Raw genomic sequence first — 26,921 nt, 5'->3', positions numbered from 1 at the left:
GTGCGGTCAGCTGCCGCCGGAGAGGACGAGGGCGATCGCTGCCGCCCGGTCGCGGACGCCGAGCTTGGCGAAGATCGTGTTGATGTGGGACTTCACGGTCGCGACCGAGACGAACAGTTCCGCGGCGATCTCGTGATTGTTCCGGCCTCGGGCGAGGAGGGTGAGAACCTCTCCCTCCCGGGCCGTCAGCGTGGGAAAGCGGTCGGTCAGACGCCCCGCAGGCGGCGACGTCGCCCCGATCGCGGCTCGCACGAGGCGGGCTCCCACGTCGGACGCGAAGACCGACTGACCGCGCGCGACGGAGCGGATCGCCGACTCGAGCTCTGCGCGCCCCGCATCCTTCGTGAGATATCCGCGGGCGCCCGCGCGCAGTGCGTCGGCGATCGAGTCGTCGTCGGCGTACGTCGTCAGCACGAGCACGGCGATCTCCGGTGCATCCCGCATCAACCGCGCTGTGGCGTCGGCGCCGCCGAGGCCCGGCATCCGCAGGTCCATGAGAACGACGTCGGGGCGCTCGGACAGGGCGAGGGTGATCGCCTCGACGCCGTCGGTCGCCTCGCCGACGACCGACACGTCGTCGAGCAGACCGAGGATCGTCACGAGACCGTCTCGCACGATCGCCTGATCGTCGGCGACGAGCACCCTGATCGGCTGAGGACTCACCGGCGTACCTCCAACCGGACCTGGAAGCGCGATCCGTCCTGGCTGATGTCGACCCGACCGCCGTGAGGCAGGGCGGCGACGCGCTCGTGCATACCGCGCAACCCGAACCCGCCCGACGGGGTCCCGCCCGCGTCAGCCACGTCGTTGGCGACGGTGAGCAGCACACGATCGGTGCTCCACAGGATGCTGACATCGACCGGATGCCCGGGAGCATGGCGTCGTGCGTTGCTGAGCGCCTCCTGCGCGGCTCGCACCACGGCCGCCGCCTGAGCGTCGGAGGTCTCCCACGGCGTTCCGTCCGTCTCGAAGGTCGCGGATCCGCCGAGGGAGCGATGCGTGCGAAGCAGCTCTCCGACAGCATCCATGACCTCGCCGGGCCGTACGCGTTCATCGCGTCCGGCGCCGCTGCGCAACGCCGCGACCGCCCGCCTCGCCTCGTCCAGACCTTCGCCCGCCAGCCGCCGGGCGCTTCGCGAGCGAGTGAGGGCGGCATCCGTGTCTCCGCGCTCGATGAGCGCCTCGGTCGCATCGAGCTGGATGACCAGCCCGCCGAGGGTGTGCGCGAGGACGTCGTGCAGATCGCGAGCGAGGGCTGCCCGCGCGGCCTGCTCCGCAGCTTCCTGCTGTTGCTGTCGCAAGATCGCCTCCTGACGCAGGAAGCGGCGCGTCTGGCGCCGACTCGCCCCCGCCAGCGAGGCGATGACGATGCCGCCGCCGAAAGCCAGCAGGGTGGGGATGCCGGGTACCTGTCCGATCGCGCCGATCGCCATCAGCGGCGGCGCCGCGACGGAGGCCGTGATCGCGGCCCAGGCGGGGAGGGTGTCATCGGCCCACAGCAGGAGCAGGGCGACCACGACGGGGGTGAAGGTGACCCCTCCGGTGGGGATGACGGCGACGGATGCAGCCGCCAGCGCGACCGCCGCGAGTGCCGCGGACGCCCGGTGGGCGCCGCGCAGCAGTGCTCCGCCCAGCCAGGCGAGCACCGCCAGCACCCCGATCCAGGTCCAGGGGTCCGCCGGACGCGCCCCCGCGAACAGCCAGAACGTCACCAGGGCCGCCCCCACGAGGTGCAGCGCTGCCCGCGCCGACCGGCGCCCCGTGTTCATGACCCCATCATGGACCGCGCCGTCGGTGCAGGAGTATCCCCGTCGCCGCCGACGAGTCGCCGCGTCCGGGATTCGAGCACCAGCACCCGCATCGCCCGGTTGGCTGCGAGCAGAAGCAGGATGGCGCCCATGGATGAGGCGACGAACGCCCCGTTCGACGCGGCGGCGACATCGATCGCGATCCGACTGGCGATCACGATCAGCCACAGTGCCATGCCCCACCATCCGGTTCGAGATTCGAGCGATGCACCCTTTATCCGCGCGGACGGCTGCGCGATGGGCCTGATGCGGGCGATGCGCCCCATCGCCGCGCCGACGCCGAGAGCGATCGCCGCTTCGACCGTCAACGCGATGACGTCGAGGGTCGTGACGTGATCGACGGTCTGGGCGATGACGGCGACTCCGGCGACGCCGAGGATGATCGGCATCCGCCACATCCGGCCGGAGCGGATGGGGCGCCACGTCGACTGGCGGTACCCCAGCCAGACGACGAGGACGAGAAGGAGCAGGACGTTGAGGACGGTGGAGAAGGTCATGACGCCAGCGTCGTCGCACACGAGGCGCCGGACGACCACCCACGGGTGGAAGCAGGGTGGAGATCGTGTGGACTCAGACGTCGCGCACGCGGAGCGTCGTCACGGCTGCCACCGTCATCCACGCGGTGAACACGGCCATCACCGCCAGGCCGACCAGAGGCGGCACGCCGGTGCCGGCCGCCGTGTAGGACGCCTGGCCTGCGGTCGTCGGCCAGAAGGTCCCCGCGAACCGGCCCGCGATCCCCGGAAGGCCCGGTGCGAGGGCGGGTACCAGGAGGCCGACGCCCACGACGATCGCCAGCGCCCCGGAGGAACTGCGCGTGAGCGTGCCGAATGCCAGGCCCAGCACGGCCGACAGGACGAGGTACGCGACGGCGCAGACGAGGGCGCGCACGGTGTCGCCGTCATTCGTGCTCGCCGTCGGCAGGCCGGCGGCGGCGAGCGCCGCCTGACCGGCGACGAAGCTCGCCGCTACCGTGCCGACCGCCACGACCGCGGCGACAGAGGTGGTCACGAGGGCCTTCGCGGTGAACAGCCGGGCGCGCCGGGGAGCGATCGAAAGGGTGCTGATGATCTGCCCCGAGGCGTACTCGCTGGTGACGGCCTGCGCCCCGAGCATGGCCATGAGCAGCTGCCCGACGAGGATCCCCTTGAAGCTGACGCCGACGGGGTCGAAGTCTCCGGGCAGCTCGGCCTGCCAGTCGGCGCTCAGACCGCTGATGCCCAGCAGGCTCACGAGTGCGGTGACGACGACCGTCGAGGCGGCGAGGATCCAGGTGCTTCGCACGCTCCGGGTCTTGATCCACTCCGATGCGAAGAGGTTCATCTCACGCCGCCTTACGGTCGAGGGTGGTCATGCGCAGGAAGGCGTCTTCGAGGGAGTCGCGCACGAGCGTGAGCTCCGACACCTCGACGCCGGCCGTGGCGGCGAGGTGGCCGACCTGATCGGGCGATGTGTCCCGCACTCGCAGCGCGTCGGGCTGCCCGGGAACCGGGGTCGTGGACAGGCCTGCCCTCGTGAGGACGCGGGCAAGACCCGCGAGGTCCGGTGTGCGGACGCGGACCCAGGATGTCGTCCGGGAGGCGATGAACGCCGGCAGCGACTCGTCTGCGAGCAGTGTCCCGCGATGGATGACGATCAGGTGGTCCGCGGTCAGCTCCATCTCGCCCATGAGGTGGCTCGAGAAGAGCACGGTGCGTCCCTCTGCCGCGAGCTCGCGCATGAGCGCGCGCGCCCAGCGGATGCCCTCGGGATCGAGTCCGTTGAGCGGTTCGTCGAAGATCACGATCCCCGGGTCGCCGATCAGGGCGGTCGCGATCCCCAGGCGCTGCTTCATGCCCAGGGAGAACGCTCCGGCCGGTCGGCCGCCGGCGTCGGCGAGCCCGACCGTCTCCAGCATCTCGTCGACGCGCGACCGACGGATGCCGGCAGCGCGGGCCGTTGCCCAGAGGTGCTCGCCGGCGGAGCGTCGCGGGTGGACGGCTCGGGCATCGAGCATCGCCCCGACCACGCGCGCCGGGTGAGGCAGCTCGGCTGCGCGGAGACCGCCGATGGTCGCGGCTCCCGATGATGGTCGATCGAGCCCGAGGAACATGCGCAGGGTCGTGGACTTGCCGGCGCCGTTGGGGCCGAGGAAGCCCGTCACGACGCCCGGTCTGACCTCGAACGACAGGCCGTCGACGGCGGTGATCGCGCCGTGGCGCTTGGTGAGCGCGTGTGCCTGGAGTGAGAGCGGAGAACTGAGGACCATGTGTGGCACACTACACCGTGTGGTGTAGTGGCTACACTCGTCAGTGTAGAGTTGTCGGTGCAGTCGCAGGAAGAGGGGATGCCGATGCCCGACACGCAGGTCAAGCAGGTCCGGGAGGGCCAAGCCCACAAGCGCTCCGCGATCCTCACCGCCGCCCGCGAACTGTTCGTGCGCGATGGCGTGGAGCGCACCAGCATGGACGCGGTGGCTGCGCGCGCGGGCGTGTCCAAGCGCACCGTTTACGACTACTACGGCGACAAGCGGCGGCTCCTGCTGGGTGTCGTGGAGCAGGCGGGGGAGGCGGCCCTGATCACCCTCCGACAGCTGATCGAGCGTCACCTTCCGCCGGTCCTCGCCGATGCCGACCCCGCCGCGACCGAGCGCGCGCTCGTCGCCTTCGCCCTCGACCTCGGCCGCTCCCAGCTCGCCGCCTCCGACTACGCCGCCGCCGTGCGGCTCATCACCGAGAACGAGACGCTGCTCCCGGAGCTCGACGACCACCCGCTCGAAGCGGCACACAACCGCGCGCTCGCCGAACGCCTCGAGCTGCTGGCGCGAGCCGGCCTCCTCGACGCCCCTGATCCCGAGCTCGCCGCCGATCACTTCCACGCCCTGACCACCCTGCGCGTCCTGAACGAGCCCGGCCGCCGCCGCGCCCAGCTCGACCGCGTGGATCGGATCATGACGGACGGCGCGCACGCCTTCCTGCGCGCGTATGCGCCCGACGGGAGCCGGGCATGACGGAAGCGCGCGACGATGACGCTCAGACGCGCATCCGGCGCGCCGCATCCCTCAAGGAACGGATCTACGTCGCCTTCACCGCCCTTGCGGTGATCATCGCGCTGCGCGCTCACGATGCGCATCCGGATGCGGGTCTCGCGCTCGCAACGCTCGCCATCACCGTCGCTGCGACCGTGTGCGCGGTCTATGTCGCCGACCTGCTCAGCCACATGGTTGTGCACTCGCGCGTGCCTGAGCGTGCCGAGCATCGGCACATGGTGACCGGCACCCTGGGCGCTGCGACCGTCGCACTCCCGCCTCTGGTGTGCATCGGGCTCGCGGCGCTCGGGCTCTATGACGGCTCGACGGGTCTGCTGGCGGCGATGCTCATCACGACCGCCACCCTCGTCGCGATCGGTCTGCTGGCCGTCCGACGGCTCGCCGTTCCCCGGATGCAGCGCATCATGATCCTCGCTGGGGAAGCCGTGCTCGCGGTCGGGGTCATCGCGCTGGAACTGCTCTCCCACGGCTGAGTGCGACGCACCGGGAAGCGCGCGGTGTGCCTCCTAGGATGGATCGGATGACCGGGTGGACGTGGCAGGCGTGGTTCGGCCTCATCGGGGGCTCGCTGATCTTCTTCGCCGTCCTCGGCCCGATGCTGTTGATTCAGATCCGTCGCTACGGCCGGCTCTCGTTCCCGAGGCTTCTGGGCGCGGCGGCGACCAGCGTCTACGCGGTGGCGCTCGTCGCCTACACGCTCCTGCCGCTGCCCGACGTCGCGGCGAACTGCGGCGTGAGCAGCGCCGGCATCGAGCTCGTCCCCGGACACTCCGTCGGCGACATCCTGCGTGAGACGCAGGGCCTGTCCGTCGTCTCCGCTCTCACGAGCCGCGCCACGCTTCAAGTCGCGCTGAACGTCGCGCTGTTCATTCCCTTCGGCATCATCGCGCGGCGCTACTGGAATCGCGGACCCGTCGTGTCCATCGCGCTCGGGGCCGCGCTGTCGCTGCTGATCGAGACGACGCAGTTGACGGGGGTCTGGGGGCTCTACGACTGCGCGTATCGCGTCGCCGACGTCGACGATCTGATCACGAACACGGCCGGCGCAGCGATCGGCGTGTTCCTCGCTCCACTCCTGCTGTCCTGGATGCCGAGTTCCGGGGCCCTGCGCCGGGACCGCTCGCTGCCGCGGCCCGTCACCGTCTGGCGACGGTGGTTCGGGATGATTCTCGACGCTGTCGCGGTCAATGTCGTGAGCGGGCTGCTCTCGCTGACGCTCATCGCGCCGCAGCTCGCGATCGCCGGCGGGCGCGAACCCTCGGATGCGGTCTCGGTCGCGAGTGTCATCGTCGTCGGCGCCGGCACGATCGTGCTCGTCGTGGTGCTGCCCGCGGTGCTGGGTGCGGGAGCCTCCATCGGACAGCGGCTCGTGTGGTTGACGCCGGCGTGGCCGCCGGATCGTTCCGGATGGTGGCGGCGACTTCATCGCGCGTCGGTCGTGGCGCTGCCCTACACGATCGCCACCGTTGTGGACCAACTGCCGGGCGCCGATGCCGGACCGGTGCAGACCGTGGTGGGCCTCGTCGGCATCGTCAGCGGGATCATCGTGCTGGTCGCCGTGGTGTCCGTTCCCTTCAGCCGTGGACGACGGGGTCTCTCGCTCGTTCTCTCCGGCGGCGAACTGCGCGACGTCAGGTCTTGATCGCCGCTGCGTCGTCGCGCTGTCGTGAGAGCGGTCTCGGTGGATACCGTTGATGCGTCCCTGAGATCTCGGGCATTCCGGAAGGGCGCCTCTCCCGTCGTGACAGGGCACCTCGTCATCGGCCCACCCGAGGAGCGCAGAACCCCATGACGGATTTCATCGTCGAACTCGCGGCCAAGTCGTTGCTGTGGCTGCAGGGCCTCGTGCTCGCCGGACTCATCGCCGGTCTCATCGTGTACGACGTCCAGTTCGGACGCTCGCTGCCCGTCGCGCTGTGGGTCGTGATCGCGCTCCTGCTCGCCGCGGGCTGGCTCGCAGCCGCACTGGCGCGCCGGGTGACGCGGACCTGGCTGGTCGCCTCGGTGCTGAGCGTGAATGTCGTCGTGTTCGCCGCGCTGCGGCAGGAACTGTTGCCTCAGACGTCGCTCACCGTCTTCGTGGTGGCGCTGCCCGTGCTGGGGTTGGCGTTGCTTCCACGGCCGTGGCCGACGGTGTCGGTCCTGTTGATGGTGCTCTTCGTCGTCATCCCCTGCGTGATGACGGGCCAGTGGCCGGCAACCCTCGCAGACGTCTTCTTCGACGTCGGGACGCTCATCGCACTGCTCATGATCATCGTCGTCGCAGCCCTCGGCGCCCGGGCCCTGCGCCGTCACGCCGCCCGCCTGAGCGCTGCGCATCGGGCGCGCGAGCAGGCGCTCGCCCGCGTCACCGACGGCAAGATGCTGGTGGACGCGGTCATCGGCACGGTCCCGACCGCGATCGCCGTCTATGACCCGGAAGGGGCATTGTTGCTCGCCAACCCCCGCGCTCACGAGGTCGCCCGCCACGAGGGCTACGAGCTCGCGAGCCCGGGCGAGCCCATCAACTCCGGCGGCGTCTTCGCCGCCGACCGCACGACCCCCCTGCGCCGCAGCGACCGGATCCTGCAGGCCGTCGTCGACGGCACCGAGCTTGCCCCGACGCTCGCCTGGGTCGGCCCCCCGGGGCATCAGCGCGCCTACATCCGCTCGTCATCGAAGATCGCACGCCCCGACGGCTCCGCGCTCGGCACCCTCGTGGTCGCGGAGGACGTCACCGAGGTGCTGCACTCCGAGCAGATGCGGGACGACTTCCTCCACACCGTGTCGCACGAGTTGCGCACGCCCATGACCCCGCTGATCGGGCATCTGGATCTGTTGAGCGAGCGGGTCGCCGAGACCGACCCCGGTGCGCAGGAGCGGATCGACATCATCCTGCGCAGCGTCGACCGGGTCATGACCCGCGTATCGGAGCTGTTGACCGCCGCCGACATCCGTATGGAGCTTCAGCTCAAGCCGACGGATGTGGCCGGTCTCGTCGGCGAGTGCGTGCGCATCGCAAGGCCCGATGCGGCCAGGCGCGGCCTCGCGATCCGCGCGGAGGTCGCCGATACCGCAGTCGCCATGGCCGATACGGGCCGCATCCGACAGGCGGTATCGGAACTGCTCTCGAACGCGGTGAAGTTCGCAGTCGAGGGCACCGAGGTGCTCGCGCAGTGCGATCGAGTCGACGACGAGATCCGGATCCGTGTCAGTGACGAGGGACCCGGCATGAGCGAGGTCGAGCAGCACCGTGCGTTCGACCGCTTCTATCGCGCGCCTCTGGCGCATCGAGACGCGGTGCAGGGTTTCGGGCTGGGGCTGTCTGTCGTGCACAACATCGTGACCGCGCACGCGGGAGTGGCCTCTCTCGCCCGGAGCGCGGCCGGCGGAACGGAGGTCACGATCTGCATCCCGGCCCTCTGACGGGCATCGGAGGGTCGCGGACGCTAGCGTGAGAAGGCCGTGCGTCTCGCGGACGCCGGCTGCTCCACCCGAAAGGTCCGCGCCTGTGCCACCGATGTCGCTCACTCCCGCACAGCTCGCCGCCGTTCTCGAGCCGCTCGGCGAGATCGCGCGCAGCGAAGCACTGACCGGCGGGACGTTCGCCGCCACCTTGGCCGTGACACTCACCGACGGTGCTCGTCTCATCGTGAAGGCGACCCCGACCGATCCGCGCAGGCTGTGCCGCTACGAACGCGGGATCGCCGCATCCGAGGCGCTCGTCTACGGGATGCTGGCGGAACGTGCTCCCGTGCCCGAGGTCGTCATGACCGACTTCTCCCGATCGGTCGTGGATGCTGACATCGTGGTCACCCGCCACCTGCCCGGCCGGGTGTGGAACGATCTCGAGCTCGATGCGGCCGCCACCGTCCGCGTGCGTCACGCCCTCGGCGCTCTCATGGCCGAGCTGCACCGGGTGCCGGCTCCGGCCTTCGGGTATCCCGCGCGGGAGACGGGTATGCGGCACGATGACTGGCGCACCGCGATCACCGCGATGTTCGACGGCATCCTCCGCGACGCGGCCGAATCGGGCACGATCGTGCCCGAGGCGAGGATTCGTGCCGCGCTCTCGCGCCACGGGCACGTCCTCGAGGCGGTCACCGATCCGGTCGTCGTGCACAACGATCTCTGGCCGGCGAACATCTTCCTCGACGACGACCTGCGGATCGTGGGACTCATCGACACCGAACGCGCTGTGTGGGGCGATCCGCTCTTCGATCTGGTCGGGGCGAACCAGATGGCCGAGGAGCGTGCCGAGGAGCAGATCATCGCGGGCGACACGGATGCCGGGGGAGTCCTCGCTGCCGAACTCGTCTCGCCGACGGGGGCGATCCGGCTCGCCCTGTACCGCCTTTACTACCGCCTCATCCTCGTCACCGAGATCGACATCCGCGGCTTCGAGGGCGAGTGGCTCCCGCAGTACCGGGCTTCGGTCGCTCGCCTGCTCGACGACGCCCTGCGCGCCCTGGAAGCGGCGGAACCGGCGCGCACGCTATGAATCGGCGATGCGTGCGCGAGCGCGGGAATCGTCGGGCGAGCGGGGTCGTTGCCGGGTGGTGAGCAGGCCGCGGAAGAAGCCGCGGCCTCACCCCAGAGGTTCGGCCGACGGCCGGCCCGGGAGGAAAGGACACACGTCGATGGCACGAATCACGGTTCTCGGTGGGAGCGGCTATGCGGGCGCAGCAGTCGTCGCAGAAGCGCAGCGGCGCGGGCACTCGGTCACCTCGCTCAGTCGGACCTCGCCGGCGGATCTCGTCGACGGCGTCGAATACGTCCAGGGCTCGGTCATCGAGGACGACGTGCGCGAGAGCGTGATCGCCGACCGTGACGTCGTGGTGGTCGCACTGTCTCCGCGCGGCGACATGGCGGGCAAGGTCGAGGGCATCGTCGCGTCGCTCATCGAGCGCCTGGCCGGCACCGCCACGCGCCTGGGCTACATCGGCGGCGCGTCTTCGCTCCTCGTCGAGGAGGGCGGGCCGCGCCTGTGGGACACCACCCATGAGCACATGCCGGCTGAGGTGAAGCCGGAGGTGCAGACCGGCCTCAACGCACTCGAGCTGCTCACCACCGGCCCCGAGGGGCTCGACTGGTTCTACGTCAGCCCGCCGGAGGAGTTCGGCTCCTGGCTCGGCACGGCATCGACGGGCCGGTACACGCTCGGCGGCGACGTGCTCCTGCGGGCCGCGGACGGTACCTCGACCATCTCCGCCGCAGACCTCGCGCTGGCCATCCTCGACGAGATCGAGACGCCCGCTCACCACCGGCGGCGCTTCACCGCCATCGGCTGACCCGGACGGCCGGTCTCATCCGACGGCGGAGGGACCGGCCTCGGCGAGCACGCGGCGGATCTCCGTCACGATGAGCTCCGGCTGGTCGAAGGGCACGTTGTGCCCCGAACGGCGCGCCGGCACGAGGCGGCCGCCCAGCTGCCGCGCCGTTGCGGCGTGCGCCCGGTTGATCTCCCGCCGACGGCCGCGTTCGCCGACTCCGGCGCGTGTGCCGGTGATGACGCTCGCGCCGATGCCGTGGAGCGCCTCGGCATGTGCCGGATCCTCGCGCAGTGCGGACAACGAGGGGAGGAAGTGCCCCAGCTCGGGCGCCATCGTGTGCTCCAGGGCGGCGAGATCGCGTCGCAGCTGCGCCTTCACCGCTGCCGGCTGCGCCCGAAGCGCCCGGCGACGTAGCAGAGCGATGCTGGCACGCGCGCTGAGGGAGGAGAACCGGGCAGGCCGCGCCGCCATCTGCTCGGCGAGAGCGGGGGTGAAGTAGGAGTCGATGTGCTCGTCGGTCTGATCGACGAGCACGAGAGCGCGCACATCGAGCACGCGCCGTGCGGCGAGCGTGCGCACGATGGGCCCGCCCCAGCTGTGTCCGACCAGGATCAGGGGGCGCCTCTCAGGAGCCAGCAGAGCGCCCAGATCATCGGCCAACCGGTCGAGGGTGCGCGGTGCCGCATCCGCCTCGCTCTCGCCGATCCCGGCTCGGTCGTAGCAGATCGTCCTCGCGACGCGGGAGACAGCGGGAAGCACGCGACCCCACGCGGCGCTCGAGAAGCCCATGCCGGATTCGAAGACCACGGTCGACGGTCCCGAACCCGCGCGACGGAGTGTGAGCGACCGGCCATCGGACAGGAGGCGCGTGTCCGGCTCTCCGAGCGGATGCGCGTCGTTCATGCGCCAGAAGAGGGACGGCGGATACGGGGCGCGGGCGGCGGCGGCACCGGTTTCGCGGCGACGATGTCGACACGACGGATGCGCTCGACGCCGCGTTTGCCGTCGACCACCACCATGTCCTCATCGGCGCTGAGCAGCTCGCCGAGCGCATCCGTCGCCTGGCCGGTCGGCAGCAGGTAGCGCACGACGACGCGGGTGCCGGGTTCGGGCAGTCTCACCATGCGCCGGGGGCGTAATCCTTGAGGAACACGCCGAACAGGTCTTCGCCGGCCTCACCGCGCACGATCGGGTCGTACACGCGGGCCGCTCCGTCGACGAGATCCAGCGGGGCGTGGAACCCCTCCTCGGCCAGGCGCACCTTCGTGGGATGCGGGCGCTCGTCCGTGATCCACCCGGTGTCGACGCTCGTCATGAGGATGCGGTCGCTCTCGAACATCTCGCGCGCGCTCGTGCGGGTCAGCATGTTGACGGCGGCCTTGGCCATGTTCGTGTGCGGATGCCCCGGGCCCTTGTAACCGCGGTTGAACACGCCCTCCATGGCGCTCACGTTCACGATGTACGTGCGACGAGCGCTGCTGGCCGCCAGCGACGGTCGCAGCTTGGAGATGAGCAGGAAAGGGGCCGTCGTGTTCGCCAGCTGCACCTCGAGCATCTCCAGCGGATCGACATCCTCGACCCGCTGCGTCCACGAGTTGACGTGGTCGAGGTCGGGGATGAGTCCGCCCGCGTCGATCGCGGTGCCCGCTGCCAGGCGCTCGAGCGAGCTGGATCCGGCCGCCATGGCCTGCTCCGTGAGCTCCTCGGCGCGCGCGGCGGCGGCCGCGAGGATCGGGTGCGCGCTGACCGAGCGTTCGAGAGCCTGCGGGTGCTGGTCGTTCGTGTGCCCGAAGGTGACCAGCTCGGGAAGCGGTCCCTCGGGCAGCGGTGCCAGCTCCGCATCGACGAGCGGCTGGTAGGCGCCGGGGGAGCGGCGCACGGTCTGGGTCGCGTTGTTGATGAGGATGTCCAGGGTCCCTGCCGCGGCCACGTCCTCGGCGAGCCCGATCACCTGGGCGGGGTCTCGCAGGTCGATGCCCACGATCTTCAGCCGGTCGATCCAGTCGGCCGCATCCGGAAGGCTGCTGAAGCGGCGCACCGCGTCGCGGGGGAAGCGCGTGGTGATCGTGGTGTGCGCGCCGTCGCGCAGCAGCCGCAGCGCGATGTACATCCCGATCTTCGCCCGGCCGCCGGTCAGCAGGGCCCGCTTGCCGGTGAGGTCGGTGCGCGCGTCGCGCTTCGCATGACTCATCGCGGCGCATTCGGGGCAGAGCTGGTGATAGAACGCGTCGACCACCGTGTACGGCTTCTTGCAGATGTAGCAGCCGCGTGCCTTGAGCAGGGTCCCCGCGGTGGGCGTCGTGGTCGAGGTGCTGATCGGGATGCCGCGCGTCTCGTCGTCGATGCGATCGGGTGCCCCCGTCGCCGTCGCGTGAACGACTGCGCGGTCCGCCGCGGCGATCGCATCGCGGATCTCGCGGCGTCGCACCTTCTTGGTGGCCTTGAACATCGCAGCCGTCGCGCGCCGGACCGTGACGTAGTCCGGATGGGTCTGGTCCACCTGTGCGAGCTCCTCCAGTACGCGCAGCGTGGTGGCGAGATCGTCGGGATCGATGCCGCTGGGCTGTGGATCGGTGGGGGCAGAGGTCGCGTCGGGCACACGAGATTCTACGTCGGGCGCCCGTGCGGGGCTGTTAGCGTGCCAGGGTGACCCTTGCCGAACCTCGCCGCATCCATGTGTCCGCCGCGGTGATCCGCGACGCCGACGGGAGGCTCCTGCTCGTGCGAAAGAGCGGGACGACCGCGTTCATGCAGCCGGGCGGCAAGCCGGAGGACGGCGAGGATGCGGCTTCGACGCTCGTCCGCGAGATCCGCGAGGAGCTGGGACTCCGGCTGGATGCCGCAGAGCTCGAGCCGCTGGGCTCGTTCGCGGCGGCTGCGGCCAACGAGCCGGGATTCGAGGTCGTCGCGGAGGTCTTCGCCGCCGACATCCGAGATCAGACGCCGGTCGCGTCGGCCGAGATCGCGGAGCTGCGCTGGGTGGGAGCGGACGAGGTCGACCAGCTGGAGGTCGCGCCTCTCGCGCGCGAGTACTTCCTGAGCTGAGCCTCATCGGTCGCCCCCACCGAGCGGGCGACCGACGGGCAGCCCTCAGGCCTGCGAGCTGTCGGCCTTCTGTCCGCCGGCTTCCAGCACATCACCGGCGGGAAGCTCCTGGTGGCCGCCGAACTGCAGGCGCATCGCGGAGAGCACCTGGTTGGCGAAGTGATCCTCGCCGCGCGAGGCGAAGCGCTCGAAGAGGGATGCGGCGAGCACGGGTGCAGGCACTCCGGTGTCGACGGCCGCCTTCACCGTCCAGCGTCCCTCGCCCGAGTCGGATACCCGGCCGGCGAGGCCGTCGAGCGTCGGGTTCGCCTCGAGTGCCGCTGCGGTCAGATCGAGCAGCCACGACGAGATCACCGATCCGCGGCGCCAGAGTTCCGACACCTTCGCGGTGTCGATGTCGAACTGGTAGAACTCGGGTTCTTCCAGGGGCGCGACCTCGGCGGAGTGACTGGCCTCGCGCGTTCCCGCATCCGCGTTGTGGAGGATGTTCAGTCCTTCGGCGAGCGCGGCCATGATGCCGTACTCGATGCCGTTGTGCACCATCTTCACGAAGTGGCCGGCGCCGGAGGGGCCGCAGTGGAGGTAGCCGCGCTCCTCCGGGGCGAGGTCGCCGGAGCGCCCGGGGGTGCGCTCGACGTCGCCCACGCCGGGCGCGATCGTCCTCAGGATCGGCTCGATGTGCGTGAACGCCTCATCGGGTCCGCCGACCATGAGGCAGTAGCCGCGCTCGAGGCCGAACACGCCGCCGCTCGTGCCCACGTCGACGTAGTGGATGCCGGTGTCCTTGAGGGCCGCGGCGCGGCGGACGTCGTCGCGGTAGTTCGAGTTGCCCCCGTCGATGATGATGTCACCGGGCTCGAGCACGTCGGCGAGCTGGTCGACGACGCCGCCCGTGAGGCCCGCGGGGATCATGAGCCACACCGTGCGCGGGGTCTGCAGCTGGGAGGCGAGTTCCGCGAGCGAACCCGCACCCGTCGCACCCTCGGACTCGAGGCCGGCGACCGCATCCTGGTTGACGTCGTAGACGACGCAGTCGTGGCCGTCCTTCATGAGTCGTCGCACGATGTTCGCGCCCATTCGACCCAGTCCGATCATCGCGAGCTGCATGGTGTTCCTCGTTCTCTTCCGGCGAGCGCGCCGGCGACGGCCGGCCCTATCGAGAGTCTAGGGACGCAGACCACAGCGGGCGCCGATCGCGCGTCGAATGCGCGTCAGTCGTTCGCCGAATCGAGTGCCTCGTCGATCTCGCGCAGAATCTCGGCGCAGCGCGTGACGTCTTCGGGGGTCCCGGACAGTTCGAACTCGAAGAGGACGGGACGCCCGCTGATCGCGGCGAGCTCCCGCGCCGCCGCCTGGTAGTAGGCGCCGAAGTTCCGATTGCCCGATCCGATGATGCCGACCAGGCGACGTCGGTTGGCAGCGGAGCGCAGGAAGGTGCGCACGGGCGCGGGCAGGGTCACCTCGTCCGCGTTGCCCGCCTTGTAGGAGGGGGTCAGCAGAACCCAACGCCCCGGCGCCTCGCTGCGTCGAACCTCCGGATCGGCGAGGTCTCTCACGCTGCGGCCGTCGCGCGCAGCCACCTGCTCCGCGAAGCGGCGAGTGAGGTTCGACACCGACGAGTAGTAGTAGACCGGGATCTGGGCCATGGCTCCAGTGTCGTCCCGGACTCGGATGCGGCTTTCTCCCGGCACCGGGAATACTCGGCCGGACGTCGGGCTTGAGCATCACATGGTTGAGAATTCACACATCTCCGCGGTCCCGGTTCCCCCGGCGGAGATCCGGGTTCAGGTGCAGGTGCCGCTCCGTTTCTCCGACGGGTACGCGACCGGCGCCGACGTGCTCACGTTCGACGGCTTGGTCGACGGCAAGGAGCACCTGCTTCTCGGACTCGGCGACTGGCGGGGCGCGCTCGCGCGCAGCGCGGCCGGCGGTGACGCACCGCTCGTGCGTCCGCACAGCGAGTGCCTGACCGGCGACGTGTTCGGCTCCGAACGGTGCGACTGCGGTCCGCAGCTGCGCGAGGCGGTCGAACGGATCGCCTCCGACGGCGGCTTCCTGCTCTACCTCCGCCAGGAGGGGCGGGGCATCGGTCTGTACGCCAAGCTCGACGCCTACGCCCTGCAGGATGCGGGACTGGACACCTACGAGGCGAACCTGGCTCTCGGGCGGGGTGAGGACGAGCGCGACTACACCGCCGCCGCGCAGATGCTGAGGAGCGTCGGAGCGGAGCGTATCCGGCTCCTCAGCAACAACCCCGACAAGGCGGCCCAGCTCGAGAGCCTGGGGATCCAGGTCACGGACCGCGTGCGCACGGCGGTGCACCTGTCGGCTTCGAACGCGCGCTACCTGGCCGCCAAGCGCGATCACACTGCGCACGCCATCGACCTGCCCGCGGCGTGATGGAGACGGCGACCCGATCCGATCCGGCGCGTCCGACCCGGGCTCTGACGGAGGACGAGATGGCGACGTGGCTCCCGCTGATCCGGCTCGTGCAGCTCCTGCCGCAGGCACTCGATCGCCGGCTGCGCGACGAAGGCGGCATCAACCACGCGCACTACGCCATCCTCGTGACGCTCGCCGGGAGCGTCGGGCAGCCGGCGACGATGACCGATCTGGCGCGCATCGCCGGTCTCAGCCGGTCGCGGCTCAGCCATGCCATCGACGCCCTCGAACGCCGCGGCTGGGTCGAGCGCACCACGTGCGGCGGTGACGGTCGCACCCAGTCCGCCCGGCTGACCGACGCCGGTTGGGGCATCCTGCGTCACGCGGCTCCCGCCCACGTCGAGCAGATCCGCTCGTTGGTTCTCGATCGGCTCGACGATTCGGAGCGCACCGCCCTCGCCGCGATCGCCGCGAAGCTCGTGCCCGGGGTCGAAGCCGCGCTCTAGTCGCGCCGGGCCGCCTCGGCACCGGAGGTCACGGCCCCCGAGGTACCGGGGCGCATTCGCCGCATCCCCGATGACCGAGTCGGGCACGACGTCGCTGGGTATGCACCGGGCGCGAGGGTGCTCACGGAGTGTTCCGGCACGATCTCGCGGCCGCGAGCGAGACCGGGATGTGCCCGAGCGCGAGCGCACCGCTCGCCACGGCGAGCCAGGGAGCGTCGAGCCACACGGCCGTCACGGCGAAGGCCAGTACGGGGATGACCGCCATGGGGACCGGGATCGCACCCCACGGCGCGAACAGCTCCCGCTTGTGCGCACCACATGCCACGAGCGCTACCCACCGTCCGACGTACAGCGAGACCAGAAGAGCGACGAGGAGTGACCACGGCCAGGTCCGCGTGCCGGAGCCCGGAGCGAGAAGCGCGGCGGCGAGGCAGCCGACCTGCCCGAGCCGCTCCAGCACTGTCGCCGCGCGGAGAGCGAGCTGACGCGGCGGATCCGGGAGCGCGCCGGGCAGGCGCAGCAGGAGGAGGTTCGGCAGCAGGACGAGTGCCGCGACGACGGTTCCGGCCACCGACAGGCTCATACCCGCACCGTATCGGTGTTCCCGCAGGCGAGGGGGCAGAGGGAGCCGGGAAATGCGGCGACCCGGGCGTAGCCTGGAGGGATGCGTGAGCGGATGCGGGAGGCGGGCGCCCGGTTCGTGACGGTCGCACCGCGCCAGGGTGAGCATCGCGTCGCCCTGCGCGTCGCCGTCTCCGTGGCCGTTCCTCTGCTGGTCCTGTGGGCGATCGGCCGGCTGGATCTCAGCGTGTACGCGAGCTTCGGCGCCTTCGCATCCCTGTACGGCCGGCTCGACGGATATCGCGACCGCGTGCTGATGCAGCTCGCCGCCGGCGGAGTCCAGGTGACGGCGATGCTTCTCGGAACGACGCTCTCGGTCACCGCGGCGCCGGAGACGGTGCGGGTGGTCGTCGTGGCGGCGCTCGCCGCAGGAGTCACGCTGCTCGCGCACGCGTACCGGTGGCATCCGCCGGGCGCACTGTTCGCGGTGTTCGCCGCCGGGGCGTGCGCCACGCTCCCGGCGACCGCGCATACGCTCGCCGAGGGGGCGCTCGTGGGAACGGCGAGTGCGGGCTTCGCCGTCGTGCTGACGGTGCTGATCGCGATCGTGCGCCGAGGACCTTCGGCGAGCTCTGAGCCGAAGTCCCGCGAGCGGCGAAGCGTCGCCGCCGAGATGGCGGTGACGGTGGGTGTGGGTTCGCTCCTGGCCGGAATCGTCGGACTCGCGCTGGTGGGCACCCACTGGTACTGGGCGATGGTCGCCGCCGTGGCCGCGCTCGGGGGCGCGAGCACGACCGCCCGCATCGTGCGCGGCTCCCAGCGGTTGATCGGTACCTGCGTCGGCATCCTCCTCGCGGCGGCGCTTCTCATGCCGCCGCTGCCGCCGCTGGCGGTGCTCGCGGTCGCGATCGCTCTCCAGGTGTGCGCGGAGCTCTTCGTGGGACGCAACTACGGACTCGCGATGGTGTTCATCACCCCGCTCGCCCTGCTGATGATCGAGCTCGCCGTGCCCGTCGACCCGGGCCCGCTCCTGCGCGACCGCCTGGTGGACACGTTGCTCGGCGTGGCTGTGGGAACAGCCGTCGCCGTCGTCTCCGCGACGGCTCGCCGACGCCGAGCGGGGGCCTAGGCTGGGCCGCATGCAGCAGCGTCCGCTTGGCAACACCGGCAGGTCCGTCTCCGCACTGGGACTGGGTACGTGGCAACTGGGAGCAGACTGGGGCGAGGTCGATGAAGCCGACGCGCTTGCCGTGCTGGCCACGGCGGCGGATGCCGGTGTCACCCTCTTCGACACCGCCGATGTCTACGGTGACGGACGTTCCGAGCAGCTGATCGGCCGGTTCCTCCGCGAGCGGGGCGAGCATGAGATCACGGTCGCGACGAAGATGGGGCGGCGTCTGCCGCAGGAGAAGGCGAACTACTCGCCCGAGAACTTCCGCGCCTGGACCGACCGCTCCCGCCGCAATCTCGGCGTCGACACGCTCGATCTGGTGCAGTTGCACTGCCCGCCCTCCAGCGTGATCGACGATGCGTCGACCTACGACGAGCTCGACCGACTCGTCGACGACGGCGCCATAGCGGCCTACGGCGTCTCCGTGGAGACGAGCGCCCAGGCGCTGAGCGCGATCTCGCGGCCCGGGGTCACGAACGTTCAGATCATCCTCAACCCCTTCCGGCTGAAGCCGCTCGACGAGGTGCTGCCCGCGGCCGCCGACGCAGGGGTCGCGATCTTCGCGCGCGTACCCCTGGCATCCGGTCTGCTCAGCGGTCGCTACACGAGCCAGACGCGATTCGCGGCGAACGACCACCGCAGCTACAACCGCCAGGGCGAAGCGTTCGACCGGGGTGAGACGTTCTCCGGCGTCGACTACGAGACCGGGCTCGCCGCCGCCCAGGAACTCGCCGCGGCGCTGGGGGAGGCGGCCCCCCTGCCGGCGGCAGTCCTCGCGTGGATCGCGGCGCTGCCCGGAGTCACGAGCGTCATCCCCGGCGCGCGCACGCCCGCGCAGGCGCAGTCCAATGCACGCGCGGCGACGCTCCTCAACGGCGGATTCGACCTGGATGCCTTCGACGCCGTCGTCCGCGACGTCTACGACCGGCGTCTGCGCGCCGACATCCACCCGCACTGGTGATCGTCCGCCGGCGCGTCGTCGCGGCGGTCGCCGCCGTGGTCACGATCATGGTCGGGCTCGGCGTGCACCGGTTCGCACCGGACGGCGCGGCGAGCGACATCGCAGGAGACGCGTTGTACGCGCTGCTGGTCTACCTGCTCGCCGTCGTGATCGTCCCGCGCCGTGCCGCCTGGGTGCCGGCGCTCGTCGCCTGGGTGTGGTGCTCGGCGATCGAGCTGTTCCAGCTCACCGGTCTGCCTGTCGCGTGGGGTGACGGTTTCTGGCCGATCATGCTCGTGCTCGGCACCGTGTTCGACGCCCGCGATCTCGTCGTCTACACGGTGACGGTGCTCGCCGTGGCCACGGTCGACCGATTCTTCGGCGCGGCTGTCGGTCGGCCGCCGGCCGAGCGCGGAGCATGACGGGTATGGGGACGCGGATCGCTGTGGTCATTCCGTGCCGCGACGACGCCGAGATGCTCGTGGCGTGTCTGGACGCGCTCGCCCGACAGCAGCGACGGGCAGACCGGATCATCGTCGTCGACAACGCGAGCAGCGACGACTCTGCGGCGGTCGCGCGCGCCGCGGGCGTCGAGGTCATCGTGGAGAGCGTCGTCGGGATCTGGCCGGCCGCCGCCGCAGGCTACGACGCCGCCTCTAGCGATGCCGACGTGATCGCGCGGCTGGATGCGGACTCGCGCCCCCATCCGGACTGGCTGCTGCGCATCGACCGCGCCTTCGCTGCCGACGCGGAGCTGGGTGTGCTCACGGGCGGCGCCGAGTTCTACGGGTCCACTCGTCTCGTGCACTACCTCGGCGAGCACTGGTACATCGGCGGGGGGCGCTTCTGGGTCAACCTCTGGCTCGGCATCCCCCTGGTGTTCGGTTCCAACTTCGCGATGCGCGCCGAGCTCTGGGCGCGCGTGCGCGATCAGGTCCGCCGCGACGATCCGCGCGTTCACGACGACCTGGACCTGACGATCCACCTCCGCCGCTCCGACGGCGTGCGCTGGGATCGGCAGCTGCGCATGCCCGTCTCGTCGCGTCCTCTCGTGCGTCTCGGTGGGCTGGCGGAGCGGCTGGGGAAGGTGCTCACCACCTTCACCGCGAGCTGGCCGCGCGGTCGGTTCCGCGCGGCGGTCCGCCCGCCGGTGCGCTCGCGACGCCTGGGGAAAGGCGCCGATGCGAGAGGCTCGGGTCCTACGCTGGGCTGATGCACTTCACGTTCCGGGCGCCGCTGTTCCGGTGGGAGGCGCGCCGCGACGCCGAGTGGTTCTTCGTCGCGCTGCCGCTCGACGCGAGCGAGATGATCCGCGAGGTGCCGCGTCCGCCGAGCGGGTTCGGGGCGGTGAGGGTTGCGGTCGAGGTCTCCGGTGTGTCCTGGCGTACGTCGATCTTTCCGGATGCGACCAGCGGCACCTATCACCTGCCGGTCAAGCGCGCAGTGCGCCGAGCCGCCGCCGCGGGTGAGGGCGACGACATCACGGTCGAATTGACGGTCCTGGACGCGTGAGATGGACCCCGCCGGGCTCGCACTCCTGGTCGCCTATGGCACTCTCGCGATCCTGAGCGTCGTGCTCGCGGTGATCGATGTGCGCACGCACCGGCTTCCGAACGCGCTCGTGCTTCCGGCGTATCCGTTCCTCCTCGCGGCTCTGGCTCTCGCCTCCATCGGGCGCGCAGACATGGTCCCGTTCCTGCAGGCGGTCGCGGGCGGCGCGATCGCCTTCGTCTTCTATCTCCTGCTGCGCCTCGTGCAGCCTCGCGGGATGGGCGGCGGCGATGTGAAGCTCGCGGGCCTGCTCGGAATCGCGCTCGGGTATCTCGGATGGGATGCGCTGCTGCTGGGACTGTTCGCCGGGTTTCTGCTCGGAGGCCTCTTCAGCGTCGGGCTGCTGCTCTCGCGCCGAGGCAGCCGCCGCACCCGCATCCCCTTCGGCCCGTGGATGCTGCTCGGCGCCTGGACCGTCATCGGCCTCATCGCCCTGGCCTAAGCACGCGCGCGACCCCTGTCAACCGAGCGGCGCTGAGCTGCGCGGACGCTAGCCTGGCGCGATGAGCAGCACTTCCGCCTCCCCGCAGCCGCTCCTGGCCCGTGCGACAGCCTGGGCGTTGCGCAGGACTCTGGTCCGCGCCTTCCTGCGCTACAGCGAGCGCCGCGGTGCGCAGCTCGCCGACAGCGTCACCTATCGCGCGTTGTTCAGCATCTTCGCCGCCGTGCTGCTCGGCTTCTCCCTCGCAGCGATGTGGCTGGCGGGCAACCCCGCCGCCCTGAGCTCCCTCGCGGATGCGGTGAACTCCGCGGTTCCGGGACTCGTCGGAACCGACGGGGACGGACTGATCGATCTGTCGGAGATCGATGCGCCCGCCGGTCTCACGATCGCGGGCGTGATCTCGCTCGTCGGTCTGGTCGGAGCCTCGATCGGTGCGATCGGATCCCTGCGGATGGCCGTGCGCACGATCGCCGACACCTCGGGCGAGGACGTGTTCTTCCTCTGGGTGCTCCTGCGCAACCTCGGGCTCGCCGTCGCGATCGCCCTCCTGCTCGTGCTGTCGGCCGCTGCCACCTTCGTCGGGTCGCTGTCGGTGACGACGGTGCTGTCGTGGCTCGGGGTCGCGGAGGACTCCACCGCCGCGCAGCTCGGCACCCGCACCGTCGGAGTGCTGGTCGTCTTCGTGCTCGATGCGCTCGTGGTCCTGCTGATGTTCTGGACGATGTCGGGGGTCAAGGCGCCGCGTCGCGCCCTGCTGTCGGGCGCGGCCGTGGGCGGTGCCGGCCTGACCGTGCTGCAGGAGCTGTCGGGGCTGTTCGTCGGCGGAGCGAGCTCGAACCCCCTGCTGGCATCGTTCGCGTCGATCGTCGCCTTGCTGCTGTGGGTGAATCTGTCCGCGCAGGTGATGTTGATCTCCGCCTCGGTCATCGTCACCATCACACGCGAGGCGGATGACCGGATGCGGGAGCGTTTCGGAGCGTCCACCTTCGCCGAGCGCCGACGTCAGCGAGCCGAGGATGCGGTGCGTATCGCGGCCGACGAACTTCAGCGCGCCCAGGCCGCCGTCCAGGCGGAGCAGGACAAGGTCCTCGAGAAGGCTCAGCGCGCGTAGCGCTCGGCGAAGGTCCTCAGCATGCGCGACGGGTGCGTGACAGGGGCTCGCCGCACGGCGGCGAGGGTGGCGTCGAGCTCGCCGTCGGCGAAGTAGCCGTAGCCGGCGTAGGCGCGGATACGCGTCGAGATGCCCGCGACATCGAGTTCCGGATGGAACTGCGTCGCGTAGACGTTGGATCCGACGCGGAAAGCCTGCACCGGACACGTGGGCGAGGCGGCCAGCAGCGTCACATGCTCGGGGAGGTGGCGCACAGCCTCCTTATGGCCGACGAACGCCCCGAAAGTGTCGGGCATCCCCGCGAAGAGGGGATCGGCGCGGCCCGCAGCGGTGAGGGAGACGGGAACGACGGAGATCGGCTCGGAGTACGTGCGATCGATCGTCGCGCCCTGATGCGCCCCGAGGGTCCCGACACCGTAGCAGGCGCCCAGGAACGGCACATCGCGGGCGACGACATCATCGAGGAGGGACGACATCTCGCGTTCCACCCGCAGCTGCACCGACGACTTCCGCTCCGGCGGGTCCGAGGCATTGAAGGGCCCGCCGCCGACGATGATGCCCGAGAGCTCGTCGAGGTCGAGGCGAGGCATCGGCTCCGCCTCGAGGCGCACCCGTCGAAGTTGGGCGGGGGTGAGGCCGGAGTGCCGGAGCATGAGCGCGTACTCCTCGTCGGCGGGACCGTCCTCGGCCCGCGTCGCCAGCAGGACGAAGGGTCTCACGTCGGGATTCTAGGCCACCGTGCGCGGCGGGTGGGCGGCGTCTTCGCGAGGTCTAGGCTGGGCGCCATGGCTATCGCACGACTGACCGGAGGCCCCCTCGACGGGCAGGTCATCCCTCTGGAAGAAGGCGTCGACGACGCGCTCATCGTTCCCTACGGCGAAGGGCAGCTGGTCTACCAGCGCCAGGCGGCCGACGCAGACGCCGACGGGCCGCAGCAGGAGGTCTTCGCCTTCGTCGAGACGACCGAACCGGTCAATCCCGACGAAGAAGACCGCAACGAGTGAGCGCACCCCAGGAGCCGACCCGCTCGGTCGAGATCGAGCGCACCTACGACGCCGGGGCGGACACGCCGCTGCCCGACTGGTCGACCCTGCCCGATGTGGCGAGCGTCGACGCCGCGCAGCAGCGTGACCTCGACGCCAGGTACTTCGATACGCCGGCGCTCGACCTCGCGCGTGCGAAGGTGGCCATCCGCCGCCGCACAGGCGGTCACGATGCGGGCTGGCACGTGAAGTCGAGCGCGCCCGAAGGGCGCCATGAATGGGGCTGGCCGATCGCGGACGACCAGCTGGTCGTGCCGGATGCGGTCGCGGATGCGGTCGCGAACTGGGCCTCCGGCCCCTTCGTGCAGATCGCCCGCATCCGCAACAGTCGCACGGCGTACCTGCTTCGCGACGCCGACGGCGGTGTCGTCGCGGAGGTCGTGGACGATCGCGTGCGCGCGAGCGAGGCCGCGACGGGCGCCGAGAGGGCGTGGCGGGAATGGGAGGTGGAGCTCGGGCCGGCTGCTCCTGCCGATCCCGCCTGGCGGGCGACGTTCTTCGCCGCCGCCGACGCGCTCGTCACCGCCGCGGGCGGCACGGTGTCCGCATCCGATTCCAAGCTCGGGCGCGCCCTCGGGCGCTGAATCATCGAACGCAGAAGGCGCCCTCCTCGCGGAGGGCGCCTTCTGCGTTCGATGTGAGGATCAGAAGTTGATCATGTGGCCCGCGAGGCCGTGGAAGGCCTCCTGCAGCGCCTCGGACAGCGTCGGGTGCGTGTGCACGTTGCGCGCCAGCTCGAGTGCGGTGAGGTCCCACTTCTGGGCCAGCGTCAGCTCGGGCAGCAGCTCCGACACGTCCGGTCCGATCATGTGGCCGCCGAGCAGTTCGAGGTGCTCCGCATCGGCGATCAGCTTGACGAAGCCGACGGGCTCACCGAGTCCGTGCGCCTTGCCGTTGGCCATGAACGGGAAGGTCGCGACCTTGATCTCGCGACCGGTCTCGCGCGCCTGCGCCTCGGTGAGGCCGAAGGAGGCGACCTGCGGCGAGCAGAACGTCGCGCGGGGCATCATCCGGTAGTCGCCGAGCGCCATGGTCTCCGCCTTGCCGATCGTCTCGGCCGCGACGACACCCTGCGCCTCGGCGACGTGGGCGAGCTGCAGCTTGGCGGTGACGTCGCCGATGGCGTAGACGTGCGGCACGTTCGTGCGCATGTAGTCGTCGATCGCGATGGCACCGCGGTCGGTGAGGGCGACCCCGGTCTTCTCGAGGCCGAAGCCCTCGACGCGCGGGGCGAAGCCGATCGACATGAGCACCTTGTCGGACTCGATCGAGCTCTGCGCACCGCTCTTGTTGTCGGTGTAGGTCACGGTGACCTTGTCGCCGGAGTCGACGACCGACTCGACCTTGGTGGAGGTCAGGATGTCGATGCCGTAGTTGCGGTACTGCTTCTGGATCTCCTTCGACACGTCGGCGTCCTCGTTGGGAAGCGCGCGGTCGAGGAACTCGATGATCGTGACCTTCACGCCGTAGTTCGACATGACGTACGCGAACTCCATGCCGATCGCGCCGGCACCGACGATGACGATCGAGGACGGGAGCTCGCGGGAGAGGATCTGCTCCTCGTAGGTCACGACGTTCTCGCTGAGGGTCACACCAGGAAGCAGACGCACCGTCGAGCCCGTGGCGATGATGACGTTGTCGAAGGTGACGCGCTCGGTCGAGCCGTCGCTCTTCGCGACGTCGATGGAGTGGTCGTCGACGAAGGTCCCGCGGCCGTCGTACTCGGTGACCTTGTTCTTCTTCATCAGGTAGTGGATGCCCTTGACGCGGCCCTCCGCCACGTCACGGCTGCGGTCGAACGCCACGCCGTAGTCGAAGTTCACCTCGCCGGTGATGCCGAACAGCTTGGCCTTGTGGGCGAAGGTGTGGGCGAGCTCCGCGTTCTTGAGAAGCGCCTTGGAGGGGATGCAGCCGACGTTGAGGCACACACCACCCCAGTACTTCTCTTCGATGACGGCGGTGGAGAGGCCGAGCTGTGCGCTGCGCACGGCCGCGACGTACCCGCCGGGGCCCGCGCCGAGGATGACGACGTCGTAATGAGGCATGGGTCAAGCCTATCGCTCGGAGGAGTTCGAACGGCCTGCCGTCCGCTCGCTCGCGGCCTGCTTCTGCTGGCGTGCCCTGGCACCCAGAAGCCACACCACGAGGCCGATCGCGATGAGCACGACGACGGCTCCCACGACCCAGGGCCAGATCGGCGCGGACTGGTCGGAGGTGGGGGCCGGCGTGGTGAGGGCGGTCATCTCGGGCTCGGGCGTGGCGGTGGTCTCCGGCGTCGCGGCGGCGGTCTCGGTCGGGGTCGGGGTCGCCGTCGGGGCCTCGTTCGAGGTGAACGCGAACTCGCCGGCGATCGGATGACCGTCGCTGGAGACGACACGCCACGCGACGGAGACGTCGCCGCTGGCCGAACCGGTCAGCGGCTGGGTGACGACGTTGGCGCTGACGGTCGGTGACCCGTCTGCCAAAGACGTGCCGGCGGCATCCGTGACCTGGACGACGGTGGTGGACGCGTCGGAGAGCAGGTCCCCGCTGAAAGTGAGGGTGAGTGCGGCGGGCAGCGCGTCGACCGTGGAGCCCGACGCGGGGTCCGAGGAGACGAGCTCGTCGTGGGCGAACGCGGGCGCTGTGCCCAACAGCACGCCGCCGGAAGCGATCAGAAGCGTGGCGAGGGCGGCGACGAGTGCGCGCACGGGACGGCGGCGAGAGGTCTGGGAAGTCACGGCGACGAGCCTAACGCCGCGTGCTTTCGACCGGCTGTGCGTGGCGGGACGCACGATGCGGCCGATGCATGCCGCGCGCAGAATCCGCTTCTCTCGGCGATGTCGGGCAGAGGGTCCGATCGGTTAGGCTGGGTGGGAGGAGGACGACGTGGACGAGCAGTACAGGCCCCGCCCGGACAGCATCCGTCGCGAAAGCGACCGAGCCGTTCCGGCGCACGACACCACGCAGACCTTCGGGCACGACTCGGACCTGTCGTTCGTGCCGTTCGGCAGCGAGCTGAGCGAACCCGAGCTCGAGGCGATCGAGGCGCTTCCCTCGGGTGCCGCTCTGTTCATCGTGCGTTCCGGTCCGACGGCGGGAGCCCGCTACCTGCTCGACACCGACGTCACGACCGTCGGCCGGCATCCGGACGCCGACATCTTCTTCGATGACGTCACCGTCTCGCGCCGTCACGCCGAGATCACCCGCGTCGGACGTGCCTTCGAGATCGTCGACCAGCGGTCGCTCAACGGCACCTACGTCAACGGCGAGCGCGTCGATCGCGACACGCTCAGCAACGGCGCCGAGGTGCGCATCGGCAAGTTCCGCCTCAACTTCTTCGTCTCGCCCGCCGACCTTCCGGCAGTCGAAGGCTGATGGCGGCGGTCTCCGCCCGCGGCCGCAGTGAGGCCACGGGCCTGCTCAGCATCGGGCAGGTGCTTGCGCGGCTGACCCCCGAGTTCCCGGCGCTGACCTCCTCGAAGCTGCGCTTCCTCGAGGTGCAGGGCATCGTCACACCGCGACGCACCGAGACCGGCTATCGCAAGTTCACGCCGAAGGACCTCGAGCGGTTGCGCCTGGCGCTCACCCTGCAGCGCGACCACTACCTGCCTCTCGTGGTCATCCGCGAGTACCTCGACGACCTGGATGCGGGGCGCGACCCCGCCTCTCCCGCGGGCGGCGTGCCGCGATCGATCGTCCCTGCCGCCCGGCGATACCGCCGTGACGAGCTGTTGCGGACGGCGGGGGCCGGGACCCAGCTGCTCAACGACGCGCTGAGCACGGGACTCATCGTCGGCGGCGAGACCTACGACGAGCAGGCGCTCGCGATGCTGCGTGCGCTCGTCGCACTCGACCGTCACGGCATCGAACCGCGACACCTGCGCGCGGTGAAACAGAGCGCCGATCGTGACGTCTCGCTCGTGGAGTCGGCGCTCGCGCCGCTGCGCCGCCGCACGGACGCGGCCTCGCGTGGCCGTGCCGCGGAGACGGCTCCGGAGCTCGCCAGGCGCATCGCCGACGTTCGCGAGGCGCTCGTGCGCGCCTCGCTCGAACGGCTCGACGGATGATGGTGCGACACGCCGAAGCTTCGAGGCGGATG

34 protein-coding genes are annotated in these 26,921 nt (G+C 70.6%); 20 read left to right on the top strand and 14 right to left on the bottom strand.

What is annotated here, in order from left to right:
* Positions 1-6: 6 nt before the first annotated feature.
* The 5 genes from QE374_RS03315 to QE374_RS03295 form a co-directional block, all read right to left on the bottom strand.
* Entirely contained in the window at positions 7-663 is a 657-nt protein-coding gene (locus QE374_RS03315; protein ID WP_309732162.1) for a response regulator transcription factor, read from the bottom strand.
* Positions 660-1,769: a histidine kinase gene (locus QE374_RS03310; RefSeq protein ID WP_309732160.1), complete on the bottom strand. Its 1,110-nt coding sequence runs from the start codon at positions 1,767-1,769 to the stop codon at positions 660-662. The genes QE374_RS03315 and QE374_RS03310 overlap by 4 nt, the downstream gene beginning before the upstream one ends.
* A complete protein-coding gene (locus QE374_RS03305; protein ID WP_309732157.1) occupies positions 1,766-2,305 on the bottom strand; it encodes a hypothetical protein in 540 nt (179 codons plus the stop codon). The genes QE374_RS03310 and QE374_RS03305 overlap by 4 nt, the downstream gene beginning before the upstream one ends.
* 73 nt (positions 2,306-2,378) lie before the next feature.
* The gene (locus QE374_RS03300) at positions 2,379-3,131 is read right to left on the bottom strand and encodes an ABC transporter permease (RefSeq protein ID WP_309732155.1); all 753 of its coding nucleotides are present in this window, start codon (positions 3,129-3,131) and stop codon (positions 2,379-2,381) included.
* Between the two features lies 1 nt (position 3,132).
* The gene (locus QE374_RS03295; RefSeq protein WP_309732153.1) at positions 3,133-4,056 is read right to left on the bottom strand and encodes an ATP-binding cassette domain-containing protein; all 924 of its coding nucleotides are present in this window, start codon (positions 4,054-4,056) and stop codon (positions 3,133-3,135) included.
* A 78-nt stretch (positions 4,057-4,134) separates the two neighbouring features.
* Here QE374_RS03295 and QE374_RS03290 point away from each other — a divergent pair, with 78 nt between their 5' ends.
* From QE374_RS03290 to QE374_RS03265, 6 genes are all read left to right on the top strand, one after another.
* Positions 4,135-4,797 (top strand): TetR/AcrR family transcriptional regulator, encoded by a 663-nt coding sequence (locus QE374_RS03290; protein WP_309732152.1) that lies wholly within the window; start codon positions 4,135-4,137, stop codon positions 4,795-4,797.
* Positions 4,794-5,309: a hypothetical protein gene (locus tag QE374_RS03285; protein ID WP_309732151.1), complete on the top strand. Its 516-nt coding sequence runs from the start codon at positions 4,794-4,796 to the stop codon at positions 5,307-5,309. Before QE374_RS03290 ends, QE374_RS03285 begins: the two co-directional genes overlap by 4 nt.
* A gap of 47 nt (positions 5,310-5,356) precedes the next feature.
* On the top strand, positions 5,357-6,478 hold the full coding sequence (locus tag QE374_RS03280; RefSeq protein ID WP_309732150.1) for a VanZ family protein: 1,122 nt from the start codon (positions 5,357-5,359) through the stop codon (positions 6,476-6,478).
* Positions 6,479-6,624: 146 nt separating this feature from the next.
* Positions 6,625-8,241, top strand: coding sequence for an ATP-binding protein (locus QE374_RS03275; RefSeq protein WP_309732148.1), 1,617 nt, complete (start codon positions 6,625-6,627; stop codon positions 8,239-8,241).
* Positions 8,242-8,335: 94 nt separating this feature from the next.
* Entirely contained in the window at positions 8,336-9,316 is a 981-nt protein-coding gene (locus QE374_RS03270) for a phosphotransferase (RefSeq protein WP_309736593.1), read from the top strand.
* Between the two features lie 139 nt (positions 9,317-9,455).
* Positions 9,456-10,106, top strand: coding sequence for an NAD(P)H-binding protein (locus QE374_RS03265; protein ID WP_309732146.1), 651 nt, complete (start codon positions 9,456-9,458; stop codon positions 10,104-10,106).
* 15 nt (positions 10,107-10,121) lie between these two features.
* Here the strand turns inward: QE374_RS03265 and QE374_RS03260 are convergent, their stop codons facing one another.
* The 3 genes from QE374_RS03260 to QE374_RS03250 form a co-directional block, all read right to left on the bottom strand.
* Positions 10,122-10,895 carry an alpha/beta hydrolase gene (locus tag QE374_RS03260; protein WP_309732144.1) on the bottom strand — a complete coding sequence of 258 codons (774 nt, stop codon included), beginning with the start codon at positions 10,893-10,895 and terminating at the stop codon, positions 10,122-10,124.
* Between the two features lie 92 nt (positions 10,896-10,987).
* The gene (locus tag QE374_RS03255; RefSeq protein WP_309732141.1) at positions 10,988-11,212 is read right to left on the bottom strand and encodes a hypothetical protein; all 225 of its coding nucleotides are present in this window, start codon (positions 11,210-11,212) and stop codon (positions 10,988-10,990) included.
* Positions 11,206-12,687 (bottom strand): SDR family NAD(P)-dependent oxidoreductase, encoded by a 1,482-nt coding sequence (locus QE374_RS03250; protein WP_309732139.1) that lies wholly within the window; start codon positions 12,685-12,687, stop codon positions 11,206-11,208. The genes QE374_RS03255 and QE374_RS03250 overlap by 7 nt, the downstream gene beginning before the upstream one ends.
* 47 nt (positions 12,688-12,734) lie before the next feature.
* Here QE374_RS03250 and QE374_RS03245 point away from each other — a divergent pair, with 47 nt between their 5' ends.
* Positions 12,735-13,133 (top strand): NUDIX domain-containing protein, encoded by a 399-nt coding sequence (locus tag QE374_RS03245; protein ID WP_309732137.1) that lies wholly within the window; start codon positions 12,735-12,737, stop codon positions 13,131-13,133.
* A gap of 45 nt (positions 13,134-13,178) precedes the next feature.
* Here the strand turns inward: QE374_RS03245 and gnd are convergent, their stop codons facing one another.
* Both gnd and QE374_RS03235 read right to left on the bottom strand, forming a co-directional pair.
* Positions 13,179-14,240: a phosphogluconate dehydrogenase (NAD(+)-dependent, decarboxylating) gene (gene gnd / locus QE374_RS03240; RefSeq protein WP_309732135.1), complete on the bottom strand. Its 1,062-nt coding sequence runs from the start codon at positions 14,238-14,240 to the stop codon at positions 13,179-13,181.
* A 104-nt stretch (positions 14,241-14,344) separates the two neighbouring features.
* The gene (locus tag QE374_RS03235; protein WP_309732133.1) at positions 14,345-14,779 is read right to left on the bottom strand and encodes a class Ib ribonucleoside-diphosphate reductase assembly flavoprotein NrdI; all 435 of its coding nucleotides are present in this window, start codon (positions 14,777-14,779) and stop codon (positions 14,345-14,347) included.
* 82 nt (positions 14,780-14,861) lie between these two features.
* Between QE374_RS03235 and ribA the strand changes: the two genes are divergently transcribed.
* Positions 14,862-15,533 carry a GTP cyclohydrolase II gene (ribA, locus tag QE374_RS03230; protein ID WP_309732131.1) on the top strand — a complete coding sequence of 224 codons (672 nt, stop codon included), beginning with the start codon at positions 14,862-14,864 and terminating at the stop codon, positions 15,531-15,533.
* A gap of 59 nt (positions 15,534-15,592) precedes the next feature.
* On the top strand, positions 15,593-16,021 hold the full coding sequence (locus QE374_RS03225; protein WP_309732129.1) for a MarR family transcriptional regulator: 429 nt from the start codon (positions 15,593-15,595) through the stop codon (positions 16,019-16,021).
* A 121-nt stretch (positions 16,022-16,142) separates the two neighbouring features.
* On the opposite strand, the gene QE374_RS03220 is transcribed toward QE374_RS03225, so the two are convergent.
* Positions 16,143-16,604 carry a hypothetical protein gene (locus QE374_RS03220; RefSeq protein WP_309732125.1) on the bottom strand — a complete coding sequence of 154 codons (462 nt, stop codon included), beginning with the start codon at positions 16,602-16,604 and terminating at the stop codon, positions 16,143-16,145.
* A gap of 81 nt (positions 16,605-16,685) precedes the next feature.
* On the opposite strand from QE374_RS03220, the gene QE374_RS03215 reads away from it, so the two are divergent.
* The 7 genes from QE374_RS03215 to QE374_RS03185 all read left to right on the top strand — a co-directional run bounded on the left by QE374_RS03215 (position 16,686) and on the right by QE374_RS03185 (position 21,797).
* Positions 16,686-17,711 carry an FUSC family protein gene (locus tag QE374_RS03215; RefSeq protein ID WP_309732123.1) on the top strand — a complete coding sequence of 342 codons (1,026 nt, stop codon included), beginning with the start codon at positions 16,686-16,688 and terminating at the stop codon, positions 17,709-17,711.
* 10 nt (positions 17,712-17,721) lie between these two features.
* Positions 17,722-18,714: an aldo/keto reductase gene (locus tag QE374_RS03210; RefSeq protein WP_309732121.1), complete on the top strand. Its 993-nt coding sequence runs from the start codon at positions 17,722-17,724 to the stop codon at positions 18,712-18,714.
* Positions 18,711-19,115, top strand: coding sequence for a DUF2809 domain-containing protein (locus QE374_RS03205; protein ID WP_309732119.1), 405 nt, complete (start codon positions 18,711-18,713; stop codon positions 19,113-19,115). The genes QE374_RS03210 and QE374_RS03205 overlap by 4 nt, the downstream gene beginning before the upstream one ends.
* Positions 19,116-19,120: 5 nt before the next feature.
* Positions 19,121-19,906 (top strand): glycosyltransferase family A protein, encoded by a 786-nt coding sequence (locus QE374_RS03200; RefSeq protein ID WP_309732117.1) that lies wholly within the window; start codon positions 19,121-19,123, stop codon positions 19,904-19,906.
* The gene (locus QE374_RS03195; protein WP_309732115.1) at positions 19,906-20,205 is read left to right on the top strand and encodes a DUF1905 domain-containing protein; all 300 of its coding nucleotides are present in this window, start codon (positions 19,906-19,908) and stop codon (positions 20,203-20,205) included. Before QE374_RS03200 ends, QE374_RS03195 begins: the two co-directional genes overlap by 1 nt.
* Position 20,206: 1 nt before the next feature.
* Positions 20,207-20,686 carry an A24 family peptidase gene (locus QE374_RS03190; protein ID WP_309732113.1) on the top strand — a complete coding sequence of 160 codons (480 nt, stop codon included), beginning with the start codon at positions 20,207-20,209 and terminating at the stop codon, positions 20,684-20,686.
* Between the two features lie 61 nt (positions 20,687-20,747).
* Positions 20,748-21,797, top strand: coding sequence for a YihY/virulence factor BrkB family protein (locus QE374_RS03185; protein WP_309732112.1), 1,050 nt, complete (start codon positions 20,748-20,750; stop codon positions 21,795-21,797).
* On the opposite strand, the gene QE374_RS03180 is transcribed toward QE374_RS03185, so the two are convergent.
* Entirely contained in the window at positions 21,785-22,516 is a 732-nt protein-coding gene (locus tag QE374_RS03180) for a glutamine amidotransferase (RefSeq protein ID WP_309732111.1), read from the bottom strand. The two genes, QE374_RS03185 and QE374_RS03180, sit on opposite strands and share 13 nt — an antisense overlap.
* A 66-nt stretch (positions 22,517-22,582) precedes the next feature.
* Between QE374_RS03180 and QE374_RS03175 the strand changes: the two genes are divergently transcribed.
* Together QE374_RS03175 and QE374_RS03170 are read left to right on the top strand one after the other, a co-directional pair.
* Positions 22,583-22,801: a response regulator gene (locus QE374_RS03175; RefSeq protein WP_137416704.1), complete on the top strand. Its 219-nt coding sequence runs from the start codon at positions 22,583-22,585 to the stop codon at positions 22,799-22,801.
* Positions 22,798-23,424 (top strand): CYTH domain-containing protein, encoded by a 627-nt coding sequence (locus tag QE374_RS03170; RefSeq protein ID WP_309732109.1) that lies wholly within the window; start codon positions 22,798-22,800, stop codon positions 23,422-23,424. Before QE374_RS03175 ends, QE374_RS03170 begins: the two co-directional genes overlap by 4 nt.
* 60 nt (positions 23,425-23,484) lie before the next feature.
* Here QE374_RS03170 and lpdA read toward each other — a convergent pair whose 3' ends face one another.
* Positions 23,485-24,885 (bottom strand): dihydrolipoyl dehydrogenase, encoded by a 1,401-nt coding sequence (gene lpdA / locus QE374_RS03165; RefSeq protein WP_309732107.1) that lies wholly within the window; start codon positions 24,883-24,885, stop codon positions 23,485-23,487.
* A gap of 9 nt (positions 24,886-24,894) precedes the next feature.
* Positions 24,895-25,560 (bottom strand): copper resistance protein CopC, encoded by a 666-nt coding sequence (locus tag QE374_RS03160; RefSeq protein ID WP_309732106.1) that lies wholly within the window; start codon positions 25,558-25,560, stop codon positions 24,895-24,897.
* A gap of 148 nt (positions 25,561-25,708) precedes the next feature.
* On the opposite strand from QE374_RS03160, the gene QE374_RS03155 reads away from it, so the two are divergent.
* Positions 25,709-26,197, top strand: coding sequence for an FHA domain-containing protein (locus QE374_RS03155; RefSeq protein WP_137416707.1), 489 nt, complete (start codon positions 25,709-25,711; stop codon positions 26,195-26,197).
* Positions 26,197-26,889 carry a MerR family transcriptional regulator gene (locus tag QE374_RS03150; protein ID WP_307318736.1) on the top strand — a complete coding sequence of 231 codons (693 nt, stop codon included), beginning with the start codon at positions 26,197-26,199 and terminating at the stop codon, positions 26,887-26,889. The genes QE374_RS03155 and QE374_RS03150 overlap by 1 nt, the downstream gene beginning before the upstream one ends.
* The last annotated feature ends 32 nt before the right edge of the window (positions 26,890-26,921 follow it).

This window comes from Microbacterium sp. SORGH_AS_0428, from assembly GCF_031453615.1.
Classification (GTDB): domain Bacteria; phylum Actinomycetota; class Actinomycetes; order Actinomycetales; family Microbacteriaceae; genus Microbacterium.
Note: the sequence above shows the minus strand (reverse complement) of the source record. Positions and strands in the feature narration are given on the sequence as shown.